The sequence below is a fragment of the Pantoea pleuroti genome, from assembly GCF_014156615.1.
GTDB lineage: Bacteria > Pseudomonadota > Gammaproteobacteria > Enterobacterales > Enterobacteriaceae > Pantoea > Pantoea agglomerans.
In genome coordinates this window covers 102,818-119,316 of the sequence record NZ_SBFD01000010.1, presented here as the reverse complement: position 1 = coordinate 119,316, position 16,499 = coordinate 102,818, and the positions used below count along the sequence as shown (strand labels likewise).

Annotated in this window: 17 protein-coding genes and 2 pseudogenes; 9 read left to right on the top strand and 10 right to left on the bottom strand. The window is 53.0% G+C overall.

Going from position 1 to position 16,499, the window contains the following annotated elements:
• Positions 1–36: 36 nt before the first annotated feature.
• On the top strand, positions 37–2,112 hold the full coding sequence (locus tag EPG66_RS19430; RefSeq protein WP_182687863.1) for a beta-galactosidase: 2,076 nt from the start codon (positions 37–39) through the stop codon (positions 2,110–2,112).
• Positions 2,113–2,515: 403 nt separating this feature from the next.
• Positions 2,516–2,839 carry a PTS sugar transporter subunit IIB gene (locus tag EPG66_RS19425; protein ID WP_010259145.1) on the top strand — a complete coding sequence of 108 codons (324 nt, stop codon included), beginning with the start codon at positions 2,516–2,518 and terminating at the stop codon, positions 2,837–2,839.
• 83 nt (positions 2,840–2,922) lie between these two features.
• Here the strand turns inward: EPG66_RS19425 and EPG66_RS19420 are convergent, their stop codons facing one another.
• Positions 2,923–4,185 carry a maltoporin gene (locus EPG66_RS19420; RefSeq protein ID WP_064703816.1) on the bottom strand — a complete coding sequence of 421 codons (1,263 nt, stop codon included), beginning with the start codon at positions 4,183–4,185 and terminating at the stop codon, positions 2,923–2,925.
• 265 nt (positions 4,186–4,450) lie between these two features.
• Between EPG66_RS19420 and EPG66_RS19415 the strand changes: the two genes are divergently transcribed.
• On the top strand, positions 4,451–5,521 hold the full coding sequence (locus EPG66_RS19415; protein WP_062759094.1) for a LacI family DNA-binding transcriptional regulator: 1,071 nt from the start codon (positions 4,451–4,453) through the stop codon (positions 5,519–5,521).
• Positions 5,522–5,706: 185 nt separating this feature from the next.
• Entirely contained in the window at positions 5,707–6,033 is a 327-nt protein-coding gene (locus EPG66_RS19410) for a hypothetical protein (protein ID WP_010670656.1), read from the top strand.
• 101 nt (positions 6,034–6,134) lie between these two features.
• On the opposite strand, the gene EPG66_RS19405 is transcribed toward EPG66_RS19410, so the two are convergent.
• From EPG66_RS19405 to EPG66_RS19385, 6 genes and pseudogenes are all read right to left on the bottom strand, one after another.
• Entirely contained in the window at positions 6,135–6,908 is a 774-nt protein-coding gene (locus tag EPG66_RS19405; protein ID WP_182687861.1) for a COG4705 family protein, read from the bottom strand.
• A gap of 406 nt (positions 6,909–7,314) precedes the next feature.
• Entirely contained in the window at positions 7,315–7,494 is a 180-nt protein-coding gene (locus EPG66_RS23175; protein ID WP_343055309.1) for an SDR family oxidoreductase, read from the bottom strand.
• Between the two features lie 37 nt (positions 7,495–7,531).
• A pseudogene (locus EPG66_RS19400) lies at positions 7,532–8,060 on the bottom strand (SDR family oxidoreductase).
• A gap of 53 nt (positions 8,061–8,113) precedes the next feature.
• Positions 8,114–9,217: an alkene reductase gene (locus EPG66_RS19395; RefSeq protein WP_069026624.1), complete on the bottom strand. Its 1,104-nt coding sequence runs from the start codon at positions 9,215–9,217 to the stop codon at positions 8,114–8,116.
• A 53-nt stretch (positions 9,218–9,270) separates the two neighbouring features.
• Positions 9,271–9,852, bottom strand: coding sequence for a TetR/AcrR family transcriptional regulator (locus EPG66_RS19390; protein WP_031594338.1), 582 nt, complete (start codon positions 9,850–9,852; stop codon positions 9,271–9,273).
• A gap of 63 nt (positions 9,853–9,915) precedes the next feature.
• Positions 9,916–10,554, bottom strand: a complete 639-nt coding sequence (locus EPG66_RS19385; protein WP_182687859.1) for a TetR/AcrR family transcriptional regulator — start codon at positions 10,552–10,554, stop codon at positions 9,916–9,918.
• Between the two features lie 232 nt (positions 10,555–10,786).
• Between EPG66_RS19385 and EPG66_RS19380 the strand changes: the two genes are divergently transcribed.
• Positions 10,787–11,170, top strand: coding sequence for a nuclear transport factor 2 family protein (locus EPG66_RS19380; RefSeq protein ID WP_182687857.1), 384 nt, complete (start codon positions 10,787–10,789; stop codon positions 11,168–11,170).
• Positions 11,171–11,609: 439 nt separating this feature from the next.
• On the top strand, positions 11,610–12,857 hold the full coding sequence (locus EPG66_RS19375; protein WP_033780070.1) for a sensor domain-containing diguanylate cyclase: 1,248 nt from the start codon (positions 11,610–11,612) through the stop codon (positions 12,855–12,857).
• A gap of 357 nt (positions 12,858–13,214) precedes the next feature.
• Here the strand turns inward: EPG66_RS19375 and EPG66_RS19370 are convergent, their stop codons facing one another.
• Entirely contained in the window at positions 13,215–13,598 is a 384-nt protein-coding gene (locus EPG66_RS19370) for a winged helix-turn-helix transcriptional regulator (protein WP_182687855.1), read from the bottom strand.
• 98 nt (positions 13,599–13,696) lie between these two features.
• Between EPG66_RS19370 and EPG66_RS19365 the strand changes: the two genes are divergently transcribed.
• Positions 13,697–14,425 (top strand): SDR family NAD(P)-dependent oxidoreductase, encoded by a 729-nt coding sequence (locus EPG66_RS19365; RefSeq protein WP_069026627.1) that lies wholly within the window; start codon positions 13,697–13,699, stop codon positions 14,423–14,425.
• Between the two features lie 252 nt (positions 14,426–14,677).
• Here the strand turns inward: EPG66_RS19365 and EPG66_RS19360 are convergent, their stop codons facing one another.
• Together EPG66_RS19360 and EPG66_RS19355 are read right to left on the bottom strand one after the other, a co-directional pair.
• Positions 14,678–15,064, bottom strand: a complete 387-nt coding sequence (locus EPG66_RS19360) for a hypothetical protein (RefSeq protein WP_182687853.1) — start codon at positions 15,062–15,064, stop codon at positions 14,678–14,680.
• 349 nt (positions 15,065–15,413) lie between these two features.
• Complete coding sequence (locus tag EPG66_RS19355) at positions 15,414–15,575, bottom strand: hypothetical protein (protein ID WP_246379495.1); 162 nt, start codon at positions 15,573–15,575, stop codon at positions 15,414–15,416.
• 210 nt (positions 15,576–15,785) lie between these two features.
• On the opposite strand from EPG66_RS19355, the gene EPG66_RS19350 reads away from it, so the two are divergent.
• Both EPG66_RS19350 and EPG66_RS19345 read left to right on the top strand, forming a co-directional pair.
• A complete protein-coding gene (locus tag EPG66_RS19350; protein WP_182687851.1) occupies positions 15,786–16,238 on the top strand; it encodes a GNAT family N-acetyltransferase in 453 nt (150 codons plus the stop codon).
• Between the two features lie 66 nt (positions 16,239–16,304).
• Positions 16,305–16,439: pseudogene (locus tag EPG66_RS19345) on the top strand (molecular chaperone DnaJ); the annotation flags it as partial.
• Between the last annotated feature and the right edge of the window lie 60 nt (positions 16,440–16,499).

The following is a 16,499-nucleotide window of genomic DNA, read 5'->3' as shown; positions in this document are numbered from 1 at the left end:
AGCGCAAACGCTGATGTCTACCTCTGAGGAACAGGTATGAATAAATTTCCCCCGCTCAGCGCCCGGGTTAACCGGCTGCTGCATGGTGCTGACTACAATCCGGAACAGTGGGCGCACCAGCCGGGCATTATTGATGACGATGTAATGATGATGAAGCAGGCGAACTGCAACGTTATGTCGGTGGGTATTTTCAGCTGGGCGAAGCTGGAGCCGGAAGAGGGGCGCTATGAATTTGGCTGGCTGGATGAGGTGATTGACACGCTCTGGCTGCAGGGGATTTCTGTATTTCTTGCTACCCCGAGCGGGGCCAGGCCAGCCTGGATGTCGCAGGCTTACCCAGAGGTGCTGCGTGTGGGGCGCGATCGCGTGCCGGCTCTGCATGGTGGCCGTCATAACCACTGCATGACCTCGCCGGTGTATCGCCAGAAAGTGCAGGCGATGAACAGCCGGCTGGCGGCGCGCTATGCGCATCATCCGGCGGTGCTCGGCTGGCATATTTCCAATGAGTATGGCGGAGAATGTCATTGCGATCGCTGTCAGCAGGCGTTTCGCGGCTGGTTGCAGCGCCGTTATGAGACGCTGGAGAACCTGAATCTCGCCTGGTGGAGTGATTTCTGGAGCCATACCTACAGCGACTGGTCACAGATTGTGTCGCCAGCGCCACAGGGTGAGATGTCGATTCACGGTCTGAATCTGGACTGGCGGCGGTTTATGACCGATCAGGTTACTGATTTCTGTCGTGAGGAGATTAAACCGCTGAAGCAGGCCAATCCCGATCTGCCTGCGACCACCAATTTTATGGAGTATTTCTACGACTACGATTACTGGAAGCTGGCACCGGTGCTCGATTTTATCTCCTGGGATAGCTACCCGATGTGGCATAACGAGAAGGATGAAACCACGCTCGCCTGTTATACCGCGATGTACCACGATTTGATGCGCACTCTGAAGCAGGGCAAGCCTTTCGTGTTGATGGAGTCGACGCCGAGCGCCACCAACTGGCAGCCGACCAGCAAGCTGAAGAAGCCTGGGATGCATATTCTGTCGTCACTGCAGGCGGTGGCCCATGGTGCGGACGCGGTGCAATATTTCCAGTGGCGTAAGAGCCGCGGCTCGGTCGAGAAGTTTCATGGCGCGGTGGTCGATCATGTGGGTCACCTTGATACGCGCACCGGTCGTGAGGTGAGTGAGCTGGGCCGGATGCTGGCCGCGATGACGCCGGTGATGGGCTGCCGGGTTGAGGCGCGGGTGGCGATTATTTTTGACTGGGAGAGTCGCTGGGCGATGGATAACGCGCAGGGGCCGCGCAATCTCGGACTGCATTATGAGCGCACAGTGAACGAGCACTACCGTGCTTTCTGGGAGCAGGGCGTTGCGGTGGATGTAATTAACGGCGACTGCGATCTCAGCGGTTACGATCTGGTGATTGCGCCGATGCTGTATATGGTGCGGGAGGGTTTTGCGGCGCGGGTGGAGCAGCATCTTGAGCAGGGCGGGCATTTCGTTGCCAGCTACTGGAGCGGCATCGTGAATGAGAGCGATCTGTGTTATCCCGGTGGCTTCCCGGGGCCGTTGCGGCCGTTGCTCGGCATCTGGTCAGAAGAGATCGATAGTCTGACTGATGAGGAGTTCAATGGTGTGCGCGGGGTGCGCGGCAATGAGCTGGGTCTGAGCGGGCCTTATCAGGCGCGAGAGCTTTGCGAGCATATTCATCTGGAAGGGGCAACGGCGCTGGCCAGCTATGAAAGCGATTTTTATGCCGGTACCCCGGCGGTGACGGTGAATCGCGTGGGTCAGGGCAAAGCCTGGTATATTGCGTCGCGTAATGATTTGTCGTTCCAGCGGGATTTTTATGGTGCGTTGATTAAGCAGCTGGCGTTGCCACGCGCGCTGGCGATTGATCTGCCTCCGGGCGTGGTCGTTCAGCGGCGCACTGATGGCGAACAGGCGTTTCTTTTTGTGCAAAATTTTACCGGTCAGGTGCAGCAGCTGTCGTTGCCTGCCGGGCTCAGCGATTTGATCGATGGCTCGGTTGTGGGGGGATCGCTGGTGCTGGCGCCGTGGGGATGTCGCGTTCTGAGTGTGCCGCTAACTGAAGGCGCAAGCCTTTAAAGTTAGTTGAATGCCGTTTGCTGGCATGGAGCAGGTCAGGTGGACGTTGCTGGTAGTCTGATCACTGGCTCAGGGGGCATATGCCCCCATCGCTTTAAGCTTGGGAGTGGCCTGTTGGTTGGGTCAGTGCCTGGAACTGATGGCATGGAGCTGGTTTGGTTAGGTTTGCTGGCAGTCTGAGCAGAAGCTCAGGGGCATATGCCCCTGAGCTTTGCGCATGGGAGTTGTGTGTGGAAAGTTCTGCCGTGGCTTTAATTGCGGACTTTGTGGCGGGGGAATAGGGTTTGAGGGCAGGAAGAGTGTATTTTCTGTGAGTGCCCTGAAGACAGTCCCCCTCGTTTTCGTTTATCAGTCGTGAGTGGCGGGCAGCAGCCCGCCTTTTTATTATCTGGAGGAGAACAACATGGTGAGTCTGAAATCGTTTAAGCAATATTTCAGTCGGCAGCCGCTGACGGCGGAAGAGGTTGAGATAGACAGTGCGCTGCTGGAGCGTCTTGTAGAGTGCTTTGGCGGGCGTGAAAACATTCAGCAGGTGGACGCCTGTTTAACCCGGCTGCGGGTGAAAGTGACATCGCTGAGGGCGGTGGATACGGCAGGATTACAGAAGGCGGGGGCGATTGGCGTGGTGATTCTGGGGCAGGAAGTTCATGCCATCTTTGGTACGCAGTCCGACCAGCTGCGTCAGTTGCTGGAAGCCCGATTCTTTAAGCCACTTCAGCCGGAGTAAAAAAAATGGATAACCGTCGCCGGTTATCCAAATAAGCCCCTGCATAAGAGCTTAACAATGATCACAATGAGGAGACTGCTCGGTTACCACCAGGCTTCGACCTGTACGCCGAAGTTCCAGGTGTTGTTACTGGTGTTGTCCTGGAAACTGTGTCCGTCTTCTGAGTCATTCAGATAAGAGGCAAACAGACGCAGTTCCGGGCGTGACATAAATTCGGGACCGGCTGCGAGACCCAGCGCCAGCGTATATTTCTGACCCGCCTGTTTGTAGTCGCTGCCCACTTTGTTCTCATCTTTCTGCCAGAAACTACCCACTTCGCCGATGCCGCGGACATACTGCGTGAACTGATACTGACCACGACCCACCAGTGACAGCAGGGTGCTTTTGCTGGTCTGCGCGGTGACATCATCCGCTGAACCCCAGGTAAAGACCTGATTCAGGGAGAACTTGTCGGTGATCGGCAGCAGGCCGGTATTGATTACGCGGTAGCCGGTGGCATCGCGGGTATCGTTCCACATGTCATACCAGCCGCCGCCCTGTGAAATCATGTTTTGTGCCAGGCCTTTATTGGCGTACTGGAATACCAGTTTCTGATAGCCGCCCCACATATCCTGACTGATTTCACTGGTGAGCATTACGCCGTTTTCCGCATCATACAGGCCACCATACTCTTCCTGCTTTTTGGTCGTGTTCGGCATGGCGTAATCAATACCAAACTCGGTCCAGGCACCGCTCCACGGTTTCCAGCCAGCATACCGAAGATCCAGGTAGTTAATGTTGACGTCGTTATCGCCATCGACCCGGTAATCGACGTCATTGGCATCGCCACGGATCCAGGCAAAGGAGATCGCGCCCGGGCCCAGAGTGTAATTTTCGATACCCGCGCCGGAGCCGGAGATATTCCAGTATTTGGTATCAATGATGTGCAAATCGTGACGCTGGTAGTAACGTTTACCGCCCCAGATCACCGCATTCTTGTCACCCGGCACCAGTCCTTTGATCTGCAGATTGAGCTGACGCAAGCCAAACTGCGCATCGTCGCCGAGGGTGGTTTCGTTATCGTTAGAACCGTCGGAGAACATGCTGACCATGGTGTCGACGTAAAAACTGACGTCATCCTTTTTGTAGACTTCGCTGCCCAGCTCAACCTCGCCGTAGGTGTCAGCTTCGTTGCCGAGACGGCCAATCTTGTTCTTTTGATACTCTTCAATACCGCCATCCTGCGATACGCCAACGCCACCACGCAGATAGCCATGGAAATCAATGTTGTCGATAGCAGCATAGAGCGTCGGGGAGGTCAGGGCCGCAGCGAGCGCCACAGCAGCAGTACGTAACCTTGTTTCCATGTTATCCTCAATTTTATTTGTAATACGTTCACATGACAGCGGCAGTTAACGCTTTTTGTCAGATGGGTGACAAACAAAATCGCGATAATGTGTGATGCGGTGCAAATAAAATGGCGGTATTTGTAACGATTAGTGAATCAGATCACCAAATCTCGTGATGTGAAGGTATGACTTTTACTTTTTATTTGCGCAATGTGACTGCGGTAACCTGGCTTATTCGGCTGCTGTGATACCATTCTGCCATCGGTAATCAGGGATGCGAATTATGAAATCAAAAAATGCCACCTTAGAGGATGTCGCCCGCCATGCTGGCGTCTCTTATCAGACGGTTTCGCGGGTTTTGAATAAGTCGGCAAACGTCTCAGAATCAACGCGGCGCAAGGTGGAGCACTCTATTGAGACCCTGCGCTACGTGCCAAACAGACTGGCGCAACAGCTGGTGGGTAAGCAGAGCACAACGCTGGGTCTGGTGACCACATCGCTGGCGTTGCATGCTCCCTCGCAGGTGGCCGCTGCGGTTAAACGATATGCCAATGCCGCTGACTATCAGGTGCTGATCGCCATGATTGATGAGAACGTCAATCAAAGTCTGCAGAATTGTATTAATGAGCTGAAGTCGCAGCGCGTGGATAAGGTGATTATCAACGTCCCGCTGGAGAGCAGTGATGCGGAGCGGATCGTGCAGGAGAACGACGATATCCTGTGCCTGTTTCTTGATGTTGATCCCTACAGCGCGGTGTTTAATGTTTCGTTTAACCCGGCTGACGGCACCCGTGCCAGTGTCAAATATCTCTATGAGCAGGGGCATCGGGAATTTGCTCTGCTGGCCGGGCCAGAGGAGTCCGTTTCTGCCAATCTGCGGTTAAAGAGCTGGCTGGATACGCTGGAGAGCTATCGTCTGAAGCCGGTCAGCGTCAGCCACGGTAACTGGGATGCGCAAAGTGGTTACAACGGCGTGCTGCAACTGCTGCGTGAAGCGCCGGAGTTCAGCGCGCTGCTGGTGGGAAACGATCAGATGGCGCTGGGCGTGCTGAGCGCGCTGCATCAGCGCGGGGTAGCGGTGCCGGGGCAGATTTCGGTGATTGGCTACGATGACACCTATGAAAGTGCCTTCTTCCATCCGGCGCTGACCACGGTGTCGCTCGATCTTGATTTACAGGGCAAAGAGGCGGTCGCGCGTCTGTTGTTAGCCAGTGAGCAGGATGAGCAGCGTTCCTCTTCTATCCTTCCGGCAAAACTGGTGGTGCGCAGCTCGACGGGTATCGCCGGTCAGCAGCAGCGGGATTTGAAGCAGATTGCTGAGCAGCTGCGGCTGCTCGCCAGTCGTCTTGAGTAGCAGAGAACCGGAAGAAGATAAAAAAAGCATAAGAACGCACCGCTGCTATGCTCAGATCAGGATAACGCTTCTGCATGCCGGAAAAATTATCCGATCACTAAATCGGTCAGTGAATGGGCATTCTGCTTCGCGGTAATGCAGCCGACACGTTCAGCCCGGTTTCTCTACCTTCAGGGAGTGACATTATGTTGTGGCTTGAACAGGGGCTTTACCTCAGGATTGAAGAGTTAGCGCATGGCCCCAGGCCACTGCCGCTTTCCAGCGGTTTTACCCCGCAGACGGCTTATCGCGCGCTGGGCTGTTTTAACCCCTCTGAAACATCAGATGCTTACTACATTCTTTCAAATGACCGCGATGAAATATGGTTCATCTGTAACCGTCATCTGAGAACCGTTTTCCTTGATGCCAGCAACACGGCGTTTCGGGTGAAAATGCAGGAGCCAGCAGAGAGTCTGCCGGTACTCGCTGCTGCACCCGATGGTCAAATCGTCTCCTTTGAGCGCTCTGTCTGATGTAGCCTGTTACGCATCAGATAATAAAAAAGCCGCCATCGCTGGCGGCCCTGATTACGTTTAAGTCGATGCGTTATCTGTAAATCTGCCAGTAACGTTTTTTAACTCGCCGTGGCGGTCTTGATTGCCGGGCGCTGGGGCAGTATCACCAGAAGAGCGATGATGATTAGCGCCAGTGTCAGCGAGGCACCGTAGCGGCTTAGAGCGAGTCCGCCTGAGGCAAGGGGTTTGTCCAGAAAGTCGCCGACCACGGCACCCAGTGGTCGGGTCAGGATAAAGGCCGCCCAGAAGAGCCCCGTACGCGAAAGTGATGTAAAGCGACTGGCCGCCCAGATGATTGCCAGCGCGCCAACAAATAGCAGTATCCCGCCATTGTAGCCCAGCCCTTCAGTGTCTGCCGTCCAGTCACCTAAGGCCGTGCCCAGGGTTTGTGAAAACATAATAGTGACCCAGTAAAAACTCTCTGTGACGCCGTTGCTCACTGAACTGACCGCAACCGTACCGCAGGTGATTTTCCACAGGAAAAGCGAGAGGATAAGCAGGGTGCTCAGCAGCAAGGTGCCACCTAAATACCCTATGCCCAGTGAGCGATCGGCAAAATCTGCCATCGTCGTGCCGACCGTGGTTGTGGCCACCACGGTGAACCAGTAAATCCATTTGTTAAAACTGTGGCGATTTATCTGCACAACCACCGCGATCAGAAAGATGATGGCGAAGATCAATGTCCCGGTCAGGTAACCGAGATTCATCGACATGGTCACCGCATCGCCGCCGGTTTCACCCAGGGTAGTCGCAGCGATTTTGGTTAACCAGAAAGCCGCGGTAACGGCCGGAACTTTACTGAGAGCGTGAGAAGCTGTGTTGTTATTTTGCATAGGGTGAGACTCCGGAACAGCCCAACATGGGCTAATACAGAGACGATGTTATAAGATTAATCTTAAGAAAATGTTAAGCTAAAGAAAACTATGACAGGCATTTTGATCACAGCTTGTCACTCACTAAACCGGCATTTACCCTTTGATTTAATGTAATATTTGCTCTGTCGGAGTGCAGTGTTTGGGCTGTTTTCCCTGTTAACCTATAAGAATTAATTCTGAGTTACTCTGTTTTCTTCTTAATTTTCACGCGATGCAAATAGTGATAGCCCGGCGGCTTAATCAGGTAAAAATTGCAGAAAAAGTAGCATCAGGGCGTGCGAGCCATGCCGGGGCAGTATTGCCCTGATAATCAGCATCAGGACAGAGTGGATGGCGTGGCAACCCCGACGCTGTTATCCGGATATCACCAGTTTTGTCTGGTGGGAGAGACGATGAGGTCGTTGACGGTAACGTTCTGCGGCTGATTTAGTGCATACACCACCGCATTAGCCACATCCTGTGGGCTGATAGCTAATTTATTCAGTTCCTGAGCCACTTTACGGCCTTGAGGATCGCCGACTTTATCGGCCCAGCCGGTATTGATTACGCCAGGGCTGATAGTGTTGACGCGTATCCCGTTATTAACCCCCTAAGTCTTTGCGCATCGATTCTGTCATGGCATGGACGAAGAATTTTGTTGCACTGTAAACCCCTGCACCCGCATCCACCTGATGACCTGCAACCGATGCCATATTCAGGATCTGTCCCTCATTTTTCTTCAGCATAACGGGTAACACAGAGGCAATGGCATTCAGATAGCCTTTGATGTTGACGTCGACCATTTTGTTCCACTCTTCCCAGGCAACGTCACTCCAGCTTGAGAACAGCATCAGGCCCGCGTTGTTAATCAGTATGTCTGTCGAGCCGAAGGTGTCACTGGCAAACTTCACCAGCGCCTGGGTATCTTCCAGACGCGTAACATCGGTTACCTGGCCGACAGCGCGTCCCCCCTTCAGCTTCTATCTGGCGTACCAGCGTATCAAGACCATTCTGGTCCAGTGCTGCCGCCACAATATTCACGCCATGACGCGCAAGTTCAAGCGCGGTAGCCGCGCCGATCCCGGAGGATGCACCTGTAATAATGGCTGTTTTCTGTTGCAGGTAATTCATTTTAATTCTCCTTCTGGTGAAAGGGGCGGCTAGTCACCCGCCATAAACCGTTATCAATAGCTGGCTTCCGGCCAGTCGGTGTAACCCTTTGCACCACCGCCGTAATAGGCTTCTTTCGGCGCGATGGTCAGCGCGGCACCGTAACGCAGACGCTTAACCAGATCCGGGTTGGAGATGAACAGGCGTCCAAAGGCAACCGCATCAATAATTCCGGCGTTGCGGCGGCTGATGGCCATCTCAAGGTCATAGTTGTTATTGCCTATAAACGGACCGTTGAACTGTGCGCTCAGCGCGTCCATGTCCACATCGGCAGGCACATCACGAGAGGTGGCCGTCGCGCCTTCAACGAAGTGCAGATAAGCCAGGCTGAACCGGTTAAGTTGCTGAATGAGGTAGCCGTACATCGCCATAACATTGCTGTCTGGCGGGGTGTTACCGGCATCAGGCGTGACCGGAGAGAGGCGGATACCGACTTTGTCATTGCCCCAGATGTTGATGATGGCTTCTGTCACTTCCAGCGTCAGGCGGGCGCGGTTTTCAATAGAGCCACCGTAGGCGTCGGTACGGTGATTGGTGGAATCACGCAGGAACTGATCGAGCAGGTAGCTGTTGGCAGAGTGGACCTCAACGCCGTCGAAACCGGCACGCAGGGCATTTTCAGCTGCACGTTTGTATTGCTCAATGATGCCGGGGATTTCTTCTGTTTCCAGCGCACGCGGCGTCGATACCGGCACAAAGCCGTTTACGGTATAAGTCTGTCCTTCAGCTTTAATGGCAGATGGCGCAACCGGACGCTGGCCGTCAGGCTGCAGTTCCACGCTTGAAAAACGGCCCACGTGCCATAACTGGCAGACGATTTTGCCGCCTTTGGCGTGGACTGCCTCGGTGACCTTTTTCCATCCAGCTACCTGCTCTTCGCTCCATATCCCCGGTGTCGCGGCGTAGCCGCGTCCCTGCGGAGAGATGTTGGTGGCTTCAGAAATAATCAGGCCAGCCCCGGCACGCTGTGCATAGTAGGTAGCATGGAGTTCATCAGGCACACCCTCTTCACCGTAACGGCTACGCGTGACCGGCGCCATGACAATGCGGTTTGACAGCTGAAGGCTGCCCATCGAAACAGGTGAAAATAAATCGGTACGGGTACTGTTGTCAGTCATATAAACCTCTTAATAGTTGACCGGTCGTCTAGTAATCGGATAAAAAAAACCGGCTACCCGAGTAGCCGTGTTGTTGCGTTCATTGCCTGACTGAACGCTTTGTCAGGATCGTGGATTTTCGCCATCAGGGAAGCCCCCAGCCAGAGCTGATAGAGTTCTTCTGCCAGTTCAGTGGCATCCGTTACGGCGGGCAGGGAGCCATCTTCCTGACCGAGCCGGAGACAGGCAGCAATTTTGAGCACAATTTCATGGGTGCCCGTGGCCAGCACATGCCGCATGTTCTCATACTGGTCGCAGACTTCCGCCCCCAGCTTGACCACGAGACATTTGCTTTCAGGCAGGTCTGCACCCTGGGTCGTTTTCCAGAAGGTAAAATAGCGCAGCAGTCGCTCTCTCGCCGTTCCTGTTCCGCCTAACTGATGCTCTACTTCCAGCAAATAGTGGCTGAAGTAGTGCTCCAGCAGCGCCTCTGCAAACGCTTCTTTCGAGGGAAAGTAGTAATAGAACGAGCCTTTTGGGATATCTGCCGCTTTTACAATCTCGGAAATCCCGACGGCGCTGTAGCCTTTGTGAGTAATGATCGCCCTGGCCACATCAATGATGTGCTGCCGCATATCTGTCACGTTTCTTTTCATAATGTGCACACTCTAGTGAAAAACTGACCGGTCGTCTAGTAACTTTTAACCTGTTGCATGCTATCAGTTTCTGATTGTGAGCGGGTGAAGCAGTCGGGTGGCGTGCTGGCCGATCAATTTCAGGCTCTGAAGCGTCGCACCATCTTTCGCCTCTATCGACATGCCTTCCAGCAGCGTATTCAGAACGGTAGCCAGCGCGACGGTATTGGTATCTGCGGGCAGTTGTTTCTCCTGAACCGCTCTGGCCAGCCGTTTTTCAAACAGATCTTTCCCTTCCTGTCTGAGAACGCTAACCGCCCTGACAACGTCCGTCGATTCTGCTGAAACATTGATGGCTGCCAGCACCACCATGCAGCCGCAGGGCGCTGAAGGGGAGAGCAGAATATCGGCTGCTTCGCTAAAGAAACCGTCAATCGCTTCACCAATATCCTGCCTCTCCTCAAGCCGCAGCCAGGTCGCTTTCCAGTACTTCGTTTCGTAGTAGTTCACGGCCTCCAGAAAAATTTTTGCCTTGTTGCCAAAGGCGGAATAGAGGCTGGGTGGGTTGATTTCCATGGCGGCGCATAGTTCGGCAACCGATGCCGGCTCAAAACCTTTGCGCCAGAACAGATCCAGCGCCTTCAGCAACGCTTTATCACGGTCAAAGCTTCGTGGCCGGCCTTTCGGCTTTTCAGTCACGGCAGGCTGGTCAGGCATTTTCATAGACGGCCTCAATCATTCTCTTGACATATTACATAGTGGTCACTATACAATAATAATATTACGTAGTGATCACTACATAATTAAATCGACACAGTGGCTCGCCCTGTTCACGCCTTCGCTCCCCCGGCAGGCTGCTGTCGCGCTGAGTCGGTACATGTCTGTGTCAGAAAATGTCACCCAAAAGCGGGGTGTCTGAAGGGATACCTTGTTAATCAGAACGGAGAGAAAACAGATGAATAACACGACCTATGTGCAGGACTATAACGCCATCGTGGCAGTGCTGAATCAGTATAACGAAGGAGGTAAGCAGGCGAAAAGTGAGCTCATGAAGCCCGCTTTCAGCGACAGGGCGACCATTTTTGGTCTCGACAGTGACGGCAACCTCAGCGGCGGTCCAATTCAGGGATTGTTTGACACCATCGACACCGCATTCCGTCCTTCACCCGAAGCAAAAGCGGCTATCGTGCGCGTAGATATTGTTGGGACTGCCGCCAATGCCCGCATCGACACTGACGACATTTCTGGTTTCCGTTTCACTGATTTTTTTAACCTGCTGAAAGTGAACGATCGCTGGACCGTGGTCAGCAAGATCTATCACACACATACGGCAGACTGATCCAGGTCTGGTCAGTTGACCCTGACCGTTGCAGCCTGCGTTTGCTGCGGGCTGCAAAAAGGTATTAAGAAGACTAAAACAGTAAAGTGATTTTACGCCTGATTATCCGGTTGCTATTAATCAACATAATCATACCCCAGCGCTTTTGGCAGAGGTGGCATCATTAAAGATTCTGGCCCGATCGGCCGATAAACACTGGCTCGTACTTCTGACACTGAATCCCGGGTTCGCTCACTCTTGTGCGGGCAGGGCGGCACCTCAGCAGCTGCAGACGGACAAGCGCAGCGTCAGCCGCCGTCAATGGCGGGTATTCTCGCAATGATGAACCTGTCTCCGGATCCTCCTTCAGCTACAGGCGGACATTAACGGTTATAATCAGGTCTGTAGCGACGAGTACTGAGCCTGTTTAATATCGTCAGCCACGTCGGAGCCGGCCGCCATGAACACAATGATCAAACCCTCTTTTACCGCTGTCTGGTCTACAGACGCCCAGGGTATCTGCGTCGCCAGTCAGGAAAGCCCTGCTGGTCTGATGCCTGAACTGAAGGGTGTGACGCTGAGTTCATGGCTGAGACTGGCACAGGCCGACGACGATGCAAAGATCGCGCTGCAATTGACCGCAGCGCTTGATTTCCTGACGCCTTTTCATATTGAAGTGCCGATCAACTGTCTGGATGGCAAGACGCGTCGGGTCATTGTATCTGGCCTGCCGGATCGCCAGCCTGGCACGTCCCGTCTGCAGTATAACGGCTTCATTCTGGATGTGACCGGACAGCGTAAAGCGCTGGAAGATGCGCTGCGCACGGCGGCAGAATATCGTCTGTTAATTGAAAACAGCACCGATCTGATTGCCCATTGCGACGCGGATGGCCGGTACGTTTCAATCTCGCCCTCTTATAGCGAAATGATTGGCTGGACAGCCGAAGAAGTTGTCGGTCAACTGGTGGTGGATTTCCTGCATCCCGATGACCGCGGCCCCGCTTCTGAAGCTCTCGCCTGCATCTTTAACGGAGGAGTGCTGCCGGACGTCGTTGAGGTGCGCAAGCTGCATCGTGACGGCCACTACATCATTCTGGGCACCAAAGCCTGTGGCGTCATAAATCCCTCTACCGGCAAAAATATCGGTGCAGTTCTGGTGTCGCGCGACATTACGCGAGACAAAGAGAGGATGCGCAATCTGGAGAAGCTGGCAACGCTGGACACACTGACCGGGCTGCATAATCGTACCTGGATCAACGACCAGGTCGGGCGCATGCTGGCGAAGGTGGATGATGAGGCCTACACGACGGTGATGTTTATCGATCTTAATGGCTTTAAGGCGGTGAACGATTTGATGGGCCACGCGACAGGGGATGCCTTGCTGCAGCAGGTCAGTGAACGGCTGCAACGCTGTATGCGTCCGGGCGACTCACTGGCGCGACTGGGCGGAGATGAATTTGTTGTGGCGGCAAAGTGCAGAAATCGCGACACAGCCGCTGCCATTGCCCTGCGTATTATTGAAAGTCTGCACGCGCCATTCGCCATTGATAATATGGACGTGCGCATAGGCGCGGCTATCGGTATCAGCCTTGCCCGCTTTGGGACGGCATCGGCCAAAATATTATTCGAAAACGCGGATAAAGCGATGTACCAGGCCAAAGCCCGACGTGATGGGTCGTATCAGTTTTTTGAGTCAGAAGAGCCTTAGTCGATGCAAATGATTGCTGGTATGACCTTCCGGTTTAACGGTAATGGATCTTACGTTTAACGCTTTGCCGACTGTTCCCGCAAGGACACATTTCCTGAACGCCTGATTAACCCGCCTTATATTCTGAAACCGCGTGCCACGGCAGAAAGGTTTTCTGTTTCAGGCACAAAAAGAAGTCTGTTGCTGATGACCAACATCTATGTGCGAGACAGGCTACTGAATTCCCTCAAACGTCTGTGATGAACTGGCCTGAGTGACTTCGCGGAACTCCGCGTACGGCAATTCATTGTTCCTGCTGAACTCATCTTCTCATTAACCTGACGCTATTGACAGGCAGGAACGCCACCCTGGCGGAGTTCATACAGACTCATCGATATCCCATCCATTATCATAAACCGTCTGCGCCTGTTCCATCGCTCCCCCATGTTGCTTTGCCCAGCTCACCAGCGCAATAAAAGGATCCTGCAACGTTCGGCCCAGCGGCGTAATCGCATATTCCACCGCCACAGGGGAGGAGGCAATCACGTGGCGGCTCACTAATCCGTTGCGTTCCAGCCGTCGCAATGCCTCCGTCAGAGACTTATGTGTGATGGGGTCGAGCCTGCGCTTGATGGCGTTAAAACGTGAGGGCTGGGAGCACAACACGGTCAGGATCAGTACTGACCACTTGTTTGCCACCTGTTCCAGGATAGGGCGCGTGCTGTTGATCTCGGCCAGCACTACGGTGATATCAGTGGTCATTTGGTTTCCTTGAGGATATCTGGTGTACATCAGGTGCGTAATTGACACTAAATATAATAAATATACCATCTGGTGTCTAACCCCTATCCGGAGTTGTAATGATGAAACTAAGTGGAAAGATCGCCCTGGTCACCGGAGGTAGTAGCGGTATTGGCCTCGCTGTTGCTCGCCGTTTTGTTCAGGAAGGCGCACGGGTTTTTATAACGGGTCGACGTGAAGCACAGCTGGCAGAGGCTGTAGCGCTGATTGGCGGTGAGGTCGAGGCGATTGCGGGTGACATCACCCACACAAGCGACCTTGAGCGTCTGTTTGAAACCCTCAATGCCAGGGCTGGCAGACTTGATATCCTCGTCAACTCGTCTGGCGTGTCAGAACCTGCGAGCCTGGAAGCGACCACGGAGGAGCACCTTGATCGCATCTTTGATCTGAATGTGCGTGCCATGGTGTTGACGGTGCAGCACGCGGTACGGCTCATGAGGGAGGGCAGCAGCATCGTACTGGTGGGGTCGATCGCGGGAAGCATTGCTAATCCTGGCTATGCTGCTTATTCCGCCAGCAAGGCTGCGGTGCGATCCTATGCCCGCACCTGGAACAGCGAGCTGGCACCGCGTGGCATCAGAGTTAATACACTCAGCCCTGGCCCAACTGATACACCGATGTTTAGCCAGGCCAGCGATGAAGTCAGGCAGACACTCAGCGAACGGATCCCGGCAAAGCGGCTGGGTAATCCTGATGAAGTAGCGGCTGCGGCCCTGTTTCTGGCCTCCGATGAAAGCAGTTACGTCAGCGGTACCGAACTGGTGATTGATGGCGGGATGACTGCATAGGGGATTAGCGGCGGACGTTGCGGGATAGCTCGATGGCATGGCGGGGAGGGTTTTGACTCATTGAGAAGCTCTCCCCCTGCTATTACAGCTAAGAACATTTCTAAGACTGGTATTTCATTCCTGGGTTTGTTCTGGTCCCCCTTTATTGTTCAGACTCAGAAATAACTTCGCAGCGTAAAATCATATTGCGTCAGTTTATTATTTCTGTTGGTTTTTCACTTTCGGGAGACCAAAATTTAGTACTCATTGTATTCATTGTGAGGCAGAACGCCGGTCCATGATTTCTTTCACGTAATGCTCTATAACAATGTGATGTTCATGGCTTATCTGAGAAATGAATGTTTGCAGGAAATCGGGTGTGGAGTGAAGGGTGTTCGTGACCAGTTTATCGAAGTCTTTCTGGGTAAAGCGGTCATAGCCTGTTAGCGTCGAACGCTGGAGCAAGGTATGCGCAGTAATTTCGAGCACGGCACGTCTGTAATCATCGGAAAGCAGAATATCCAGATCGTGCCGGCTGATCTCAAAGGCAAATTCATAGCTGATAAAACCAGAATCGACAGGCAGTGAGTAGATCTGTTTACCTTCCTCCTGTGTCACATGAGGTTCGTATCCGTCACCCATGAGGCGAACTGATTGCATATTAATCTCCCGCTCTTTCAGACCTGAGTTGTGACTTCAACAGTCTAAACCACCGAAATCGATATTATTCCGCTTCTGACGACGAGCGCAAATACTCACAACATCAGATTGGTCGATAGCGGAAGTTCCCGGTTGTTCACCTGTTCACCTGTTCGCTAACGGCAAAACTGACAAAGTGGTATGCCTGTTACGGAGGGTCATGTCAACCGTGAGCAGTGAGCTAAAGTTTTCCAGGTGACTTTATGAGCCGGTCGCCTCTCCCCACTATTTTCGAGACAAAAAATAGCAGAGAGGAAGTCGTCGCTTACACGTCCTGGAAAAATCATCAGGCGATGCTTCTGAAAGGTCTTTAGCGCCCAGCCCATACCTCCGGTTTTCTTGTCTGCCACGGATAAGCGCTTTCAAGCTGACCCGCCAGTGCCAGCAATAAATGCTCCTGATTAAACCCTGCACAGAACTGCATGCCAATCGGCAGATTATGGGAAGAAAGGAAGCCCAGAGAAACAGACATCGCGGAAGTTCCGCACACGTTCGCCAGCGCAGTAAACGGTGACTGATTGAAAACGTGATGTTAGCGCATCGACTGGCTGCTTTGAGCGAGGAGCGGACATGACATCCATAGGATGGTTTGAATAAGTGTTGTCCCATCACCCGTTTTAGGCTGATGCTTTCTTTAACAGGATGCTTTAAGTTGGTCACATTTATCCTGCAGGATATGACCATGATAACAGTAGAAAAATCAGATCCATTTTCTTCAGAGTCCCATCGCTTAGTCGAAGTTCTATCAGCAGAACTTGCCGCTATTACTGGTGATAACGGCAAAAGCAATTTCACCGTCGAAGCAATGAATGATGACAATGCTTTATGGGCATTAGCAAAGAATTCTCAAGGCAAAGCTGTGGGATGTGGTGCTATACGGCCATTAACCAAAAATATAGCCGAGATTAAAAGGATGTTTTCAGACCGAAGTGCGTCAGGGATTGGCGGTGCTTTACTCACTTTTCTTGAAAAATCTGCAAAAGAGATGGGACATATCGAAATTAGGCTGGAAACCCGACACATCAACTATCGTGCAGTAAATTTCTACATGAAAAATGGTTATGTCCCTATCGAGAATTACGGCCCATATATAGGCAGGGCAGAAGCTGTCTGTTTCTCAAAGGCATTGCGCTGACTATATTAATTGGAACTGATGTCCGCTTCTGGCACAAAGCGTACTGACGGCAGCCCTGGGTCCGCTATGAGCGAGAAGCATCAGTCGCTGCTGCGTAAGCCGGAATAGAGCTTTGGTGGTGCGGCGGGCGAGAAGAACAGTCCGCATTCAAAAAGCTTTCTCGATGGCGTCAAAAAGTTCTTCGACGATTTGACTCGCTAAGCGGAAACGCTGCGGTAAACATAAAAAGCCCCTGCTGTGCGGGGGCTTTTTTTATTGCTG

Bases quoted from the DNA above. Each gene is read 5' to 3' on its own strand.
- EPG66_RS19430 (WP_182687863.1), top strand. From the start codon at position 37: ATGAATAAATTTCCCCCGCTCAGCGCCCGGGTTAACCGGCTGCTGCAT.
- EPG66_RS19385 (WP_182687859.1), bottom strand. From the start codon at position 10,554: ATGAAAATGCCTGACCAGCCTGCCGTGACTGAAAAGCCGAAAGGCCGG.
- EPG66_RS19395 (WP_069026624.1), bottom strand. From the start codon at position 9,217: ATGACTGACAACAGTACCCGTACCGATTTATTTTCACCTGTTTCGATG.
- EPG66_RS19370 (WP_182687855.1), bottom strand. From the start codon at position 13,598: ATGACCACTGATATCACCGTAGTGCTGGCCGAGATCAACAGCACGCGC.
- EPG66_RS19375 (WP_033780070.1), top strand. From the start codon at position 11,610: ATGAACACAATGATCAAACCCTCTTTTACCGCTGTCTGGTCTACAGAC.
- EPG66_RS19410 (WP_010670656.1), top strand. From the start codon at position 5,707: ATGTTGTGGCTTGAACAGGGGCTTTACCTCAGGATTGAAGAGTTAGCG.
- EPG66_RS19380 (WP_182687857.1), top strand. From the start codon at position 10,787: ATGAATAACACGACCTATGTGCAGGACTATAACGCCATCGTGGCAGTG.
- EPG66_RS19355 (WP_246379495.1), bottom strand. From the start codon at position 15,575: ATGTCTGTTTCTCTGGGCTTCCTTTCTTCCCATAATCTGCCGATTGGC.
- EPG66_RS19405 (WP_182687861.1), bottom strand. From the start codon at position 6,908: ATGCAAAATAACAACACAGCTTCTCACGCTCTCAGTAAAGTTCCGGCC.
- EPG66_RS19360 (WP_182687853.1), bottom strand. From the start codon at position 15,064: ATGCAATCAGTTCGCCTCATGGGTGACGGATACGAACCTCATGTGACA.
- EPG66_RS19390 (WP_031594338.1), bottom strand. From the start codon at position 9,852: ATGAAAAGAAACGTGACAGATATGCGGCAGCACATCATTGATGTGGCC.
- EPG66_RS19350 (WP_182687851.1), top strand. From the start codon at position 15,786: ATGATAACAGTAGAAAAATCAGATCCATTTTCTTCAGAGTCCCATCGC.
- EPG66_RS19415 (WP_062759094.1), top strand. From the start codon at position 4,451: ATGAAATCAAAAAATGCCACCTTAGAGGATGTCGCCCGCCATGCTGGC.
- EPG66_RS19425 (WP_010259145.1), top strand. From the start codon at position 2,516: ATGGTGAGTCTGAAATCGTTTAAGCAATATTTCAGTCGGCAGCCGCTG.
- EPG66_RS19420 (WP_064703816.1), bottom strand. From the start codon at position 4,185: ATGGAAACAAGGTTACGTACTGCTGCTGTGGCGCTCGCTGCGGCCCTG.
- EPG66_RS19365 (WP_069026627.1), top strand. From the start codon at position 13,697: ATGATGAAACTAAGTGGAAAGATCGCCCTGGTCACCGGAGGTAGTAGC.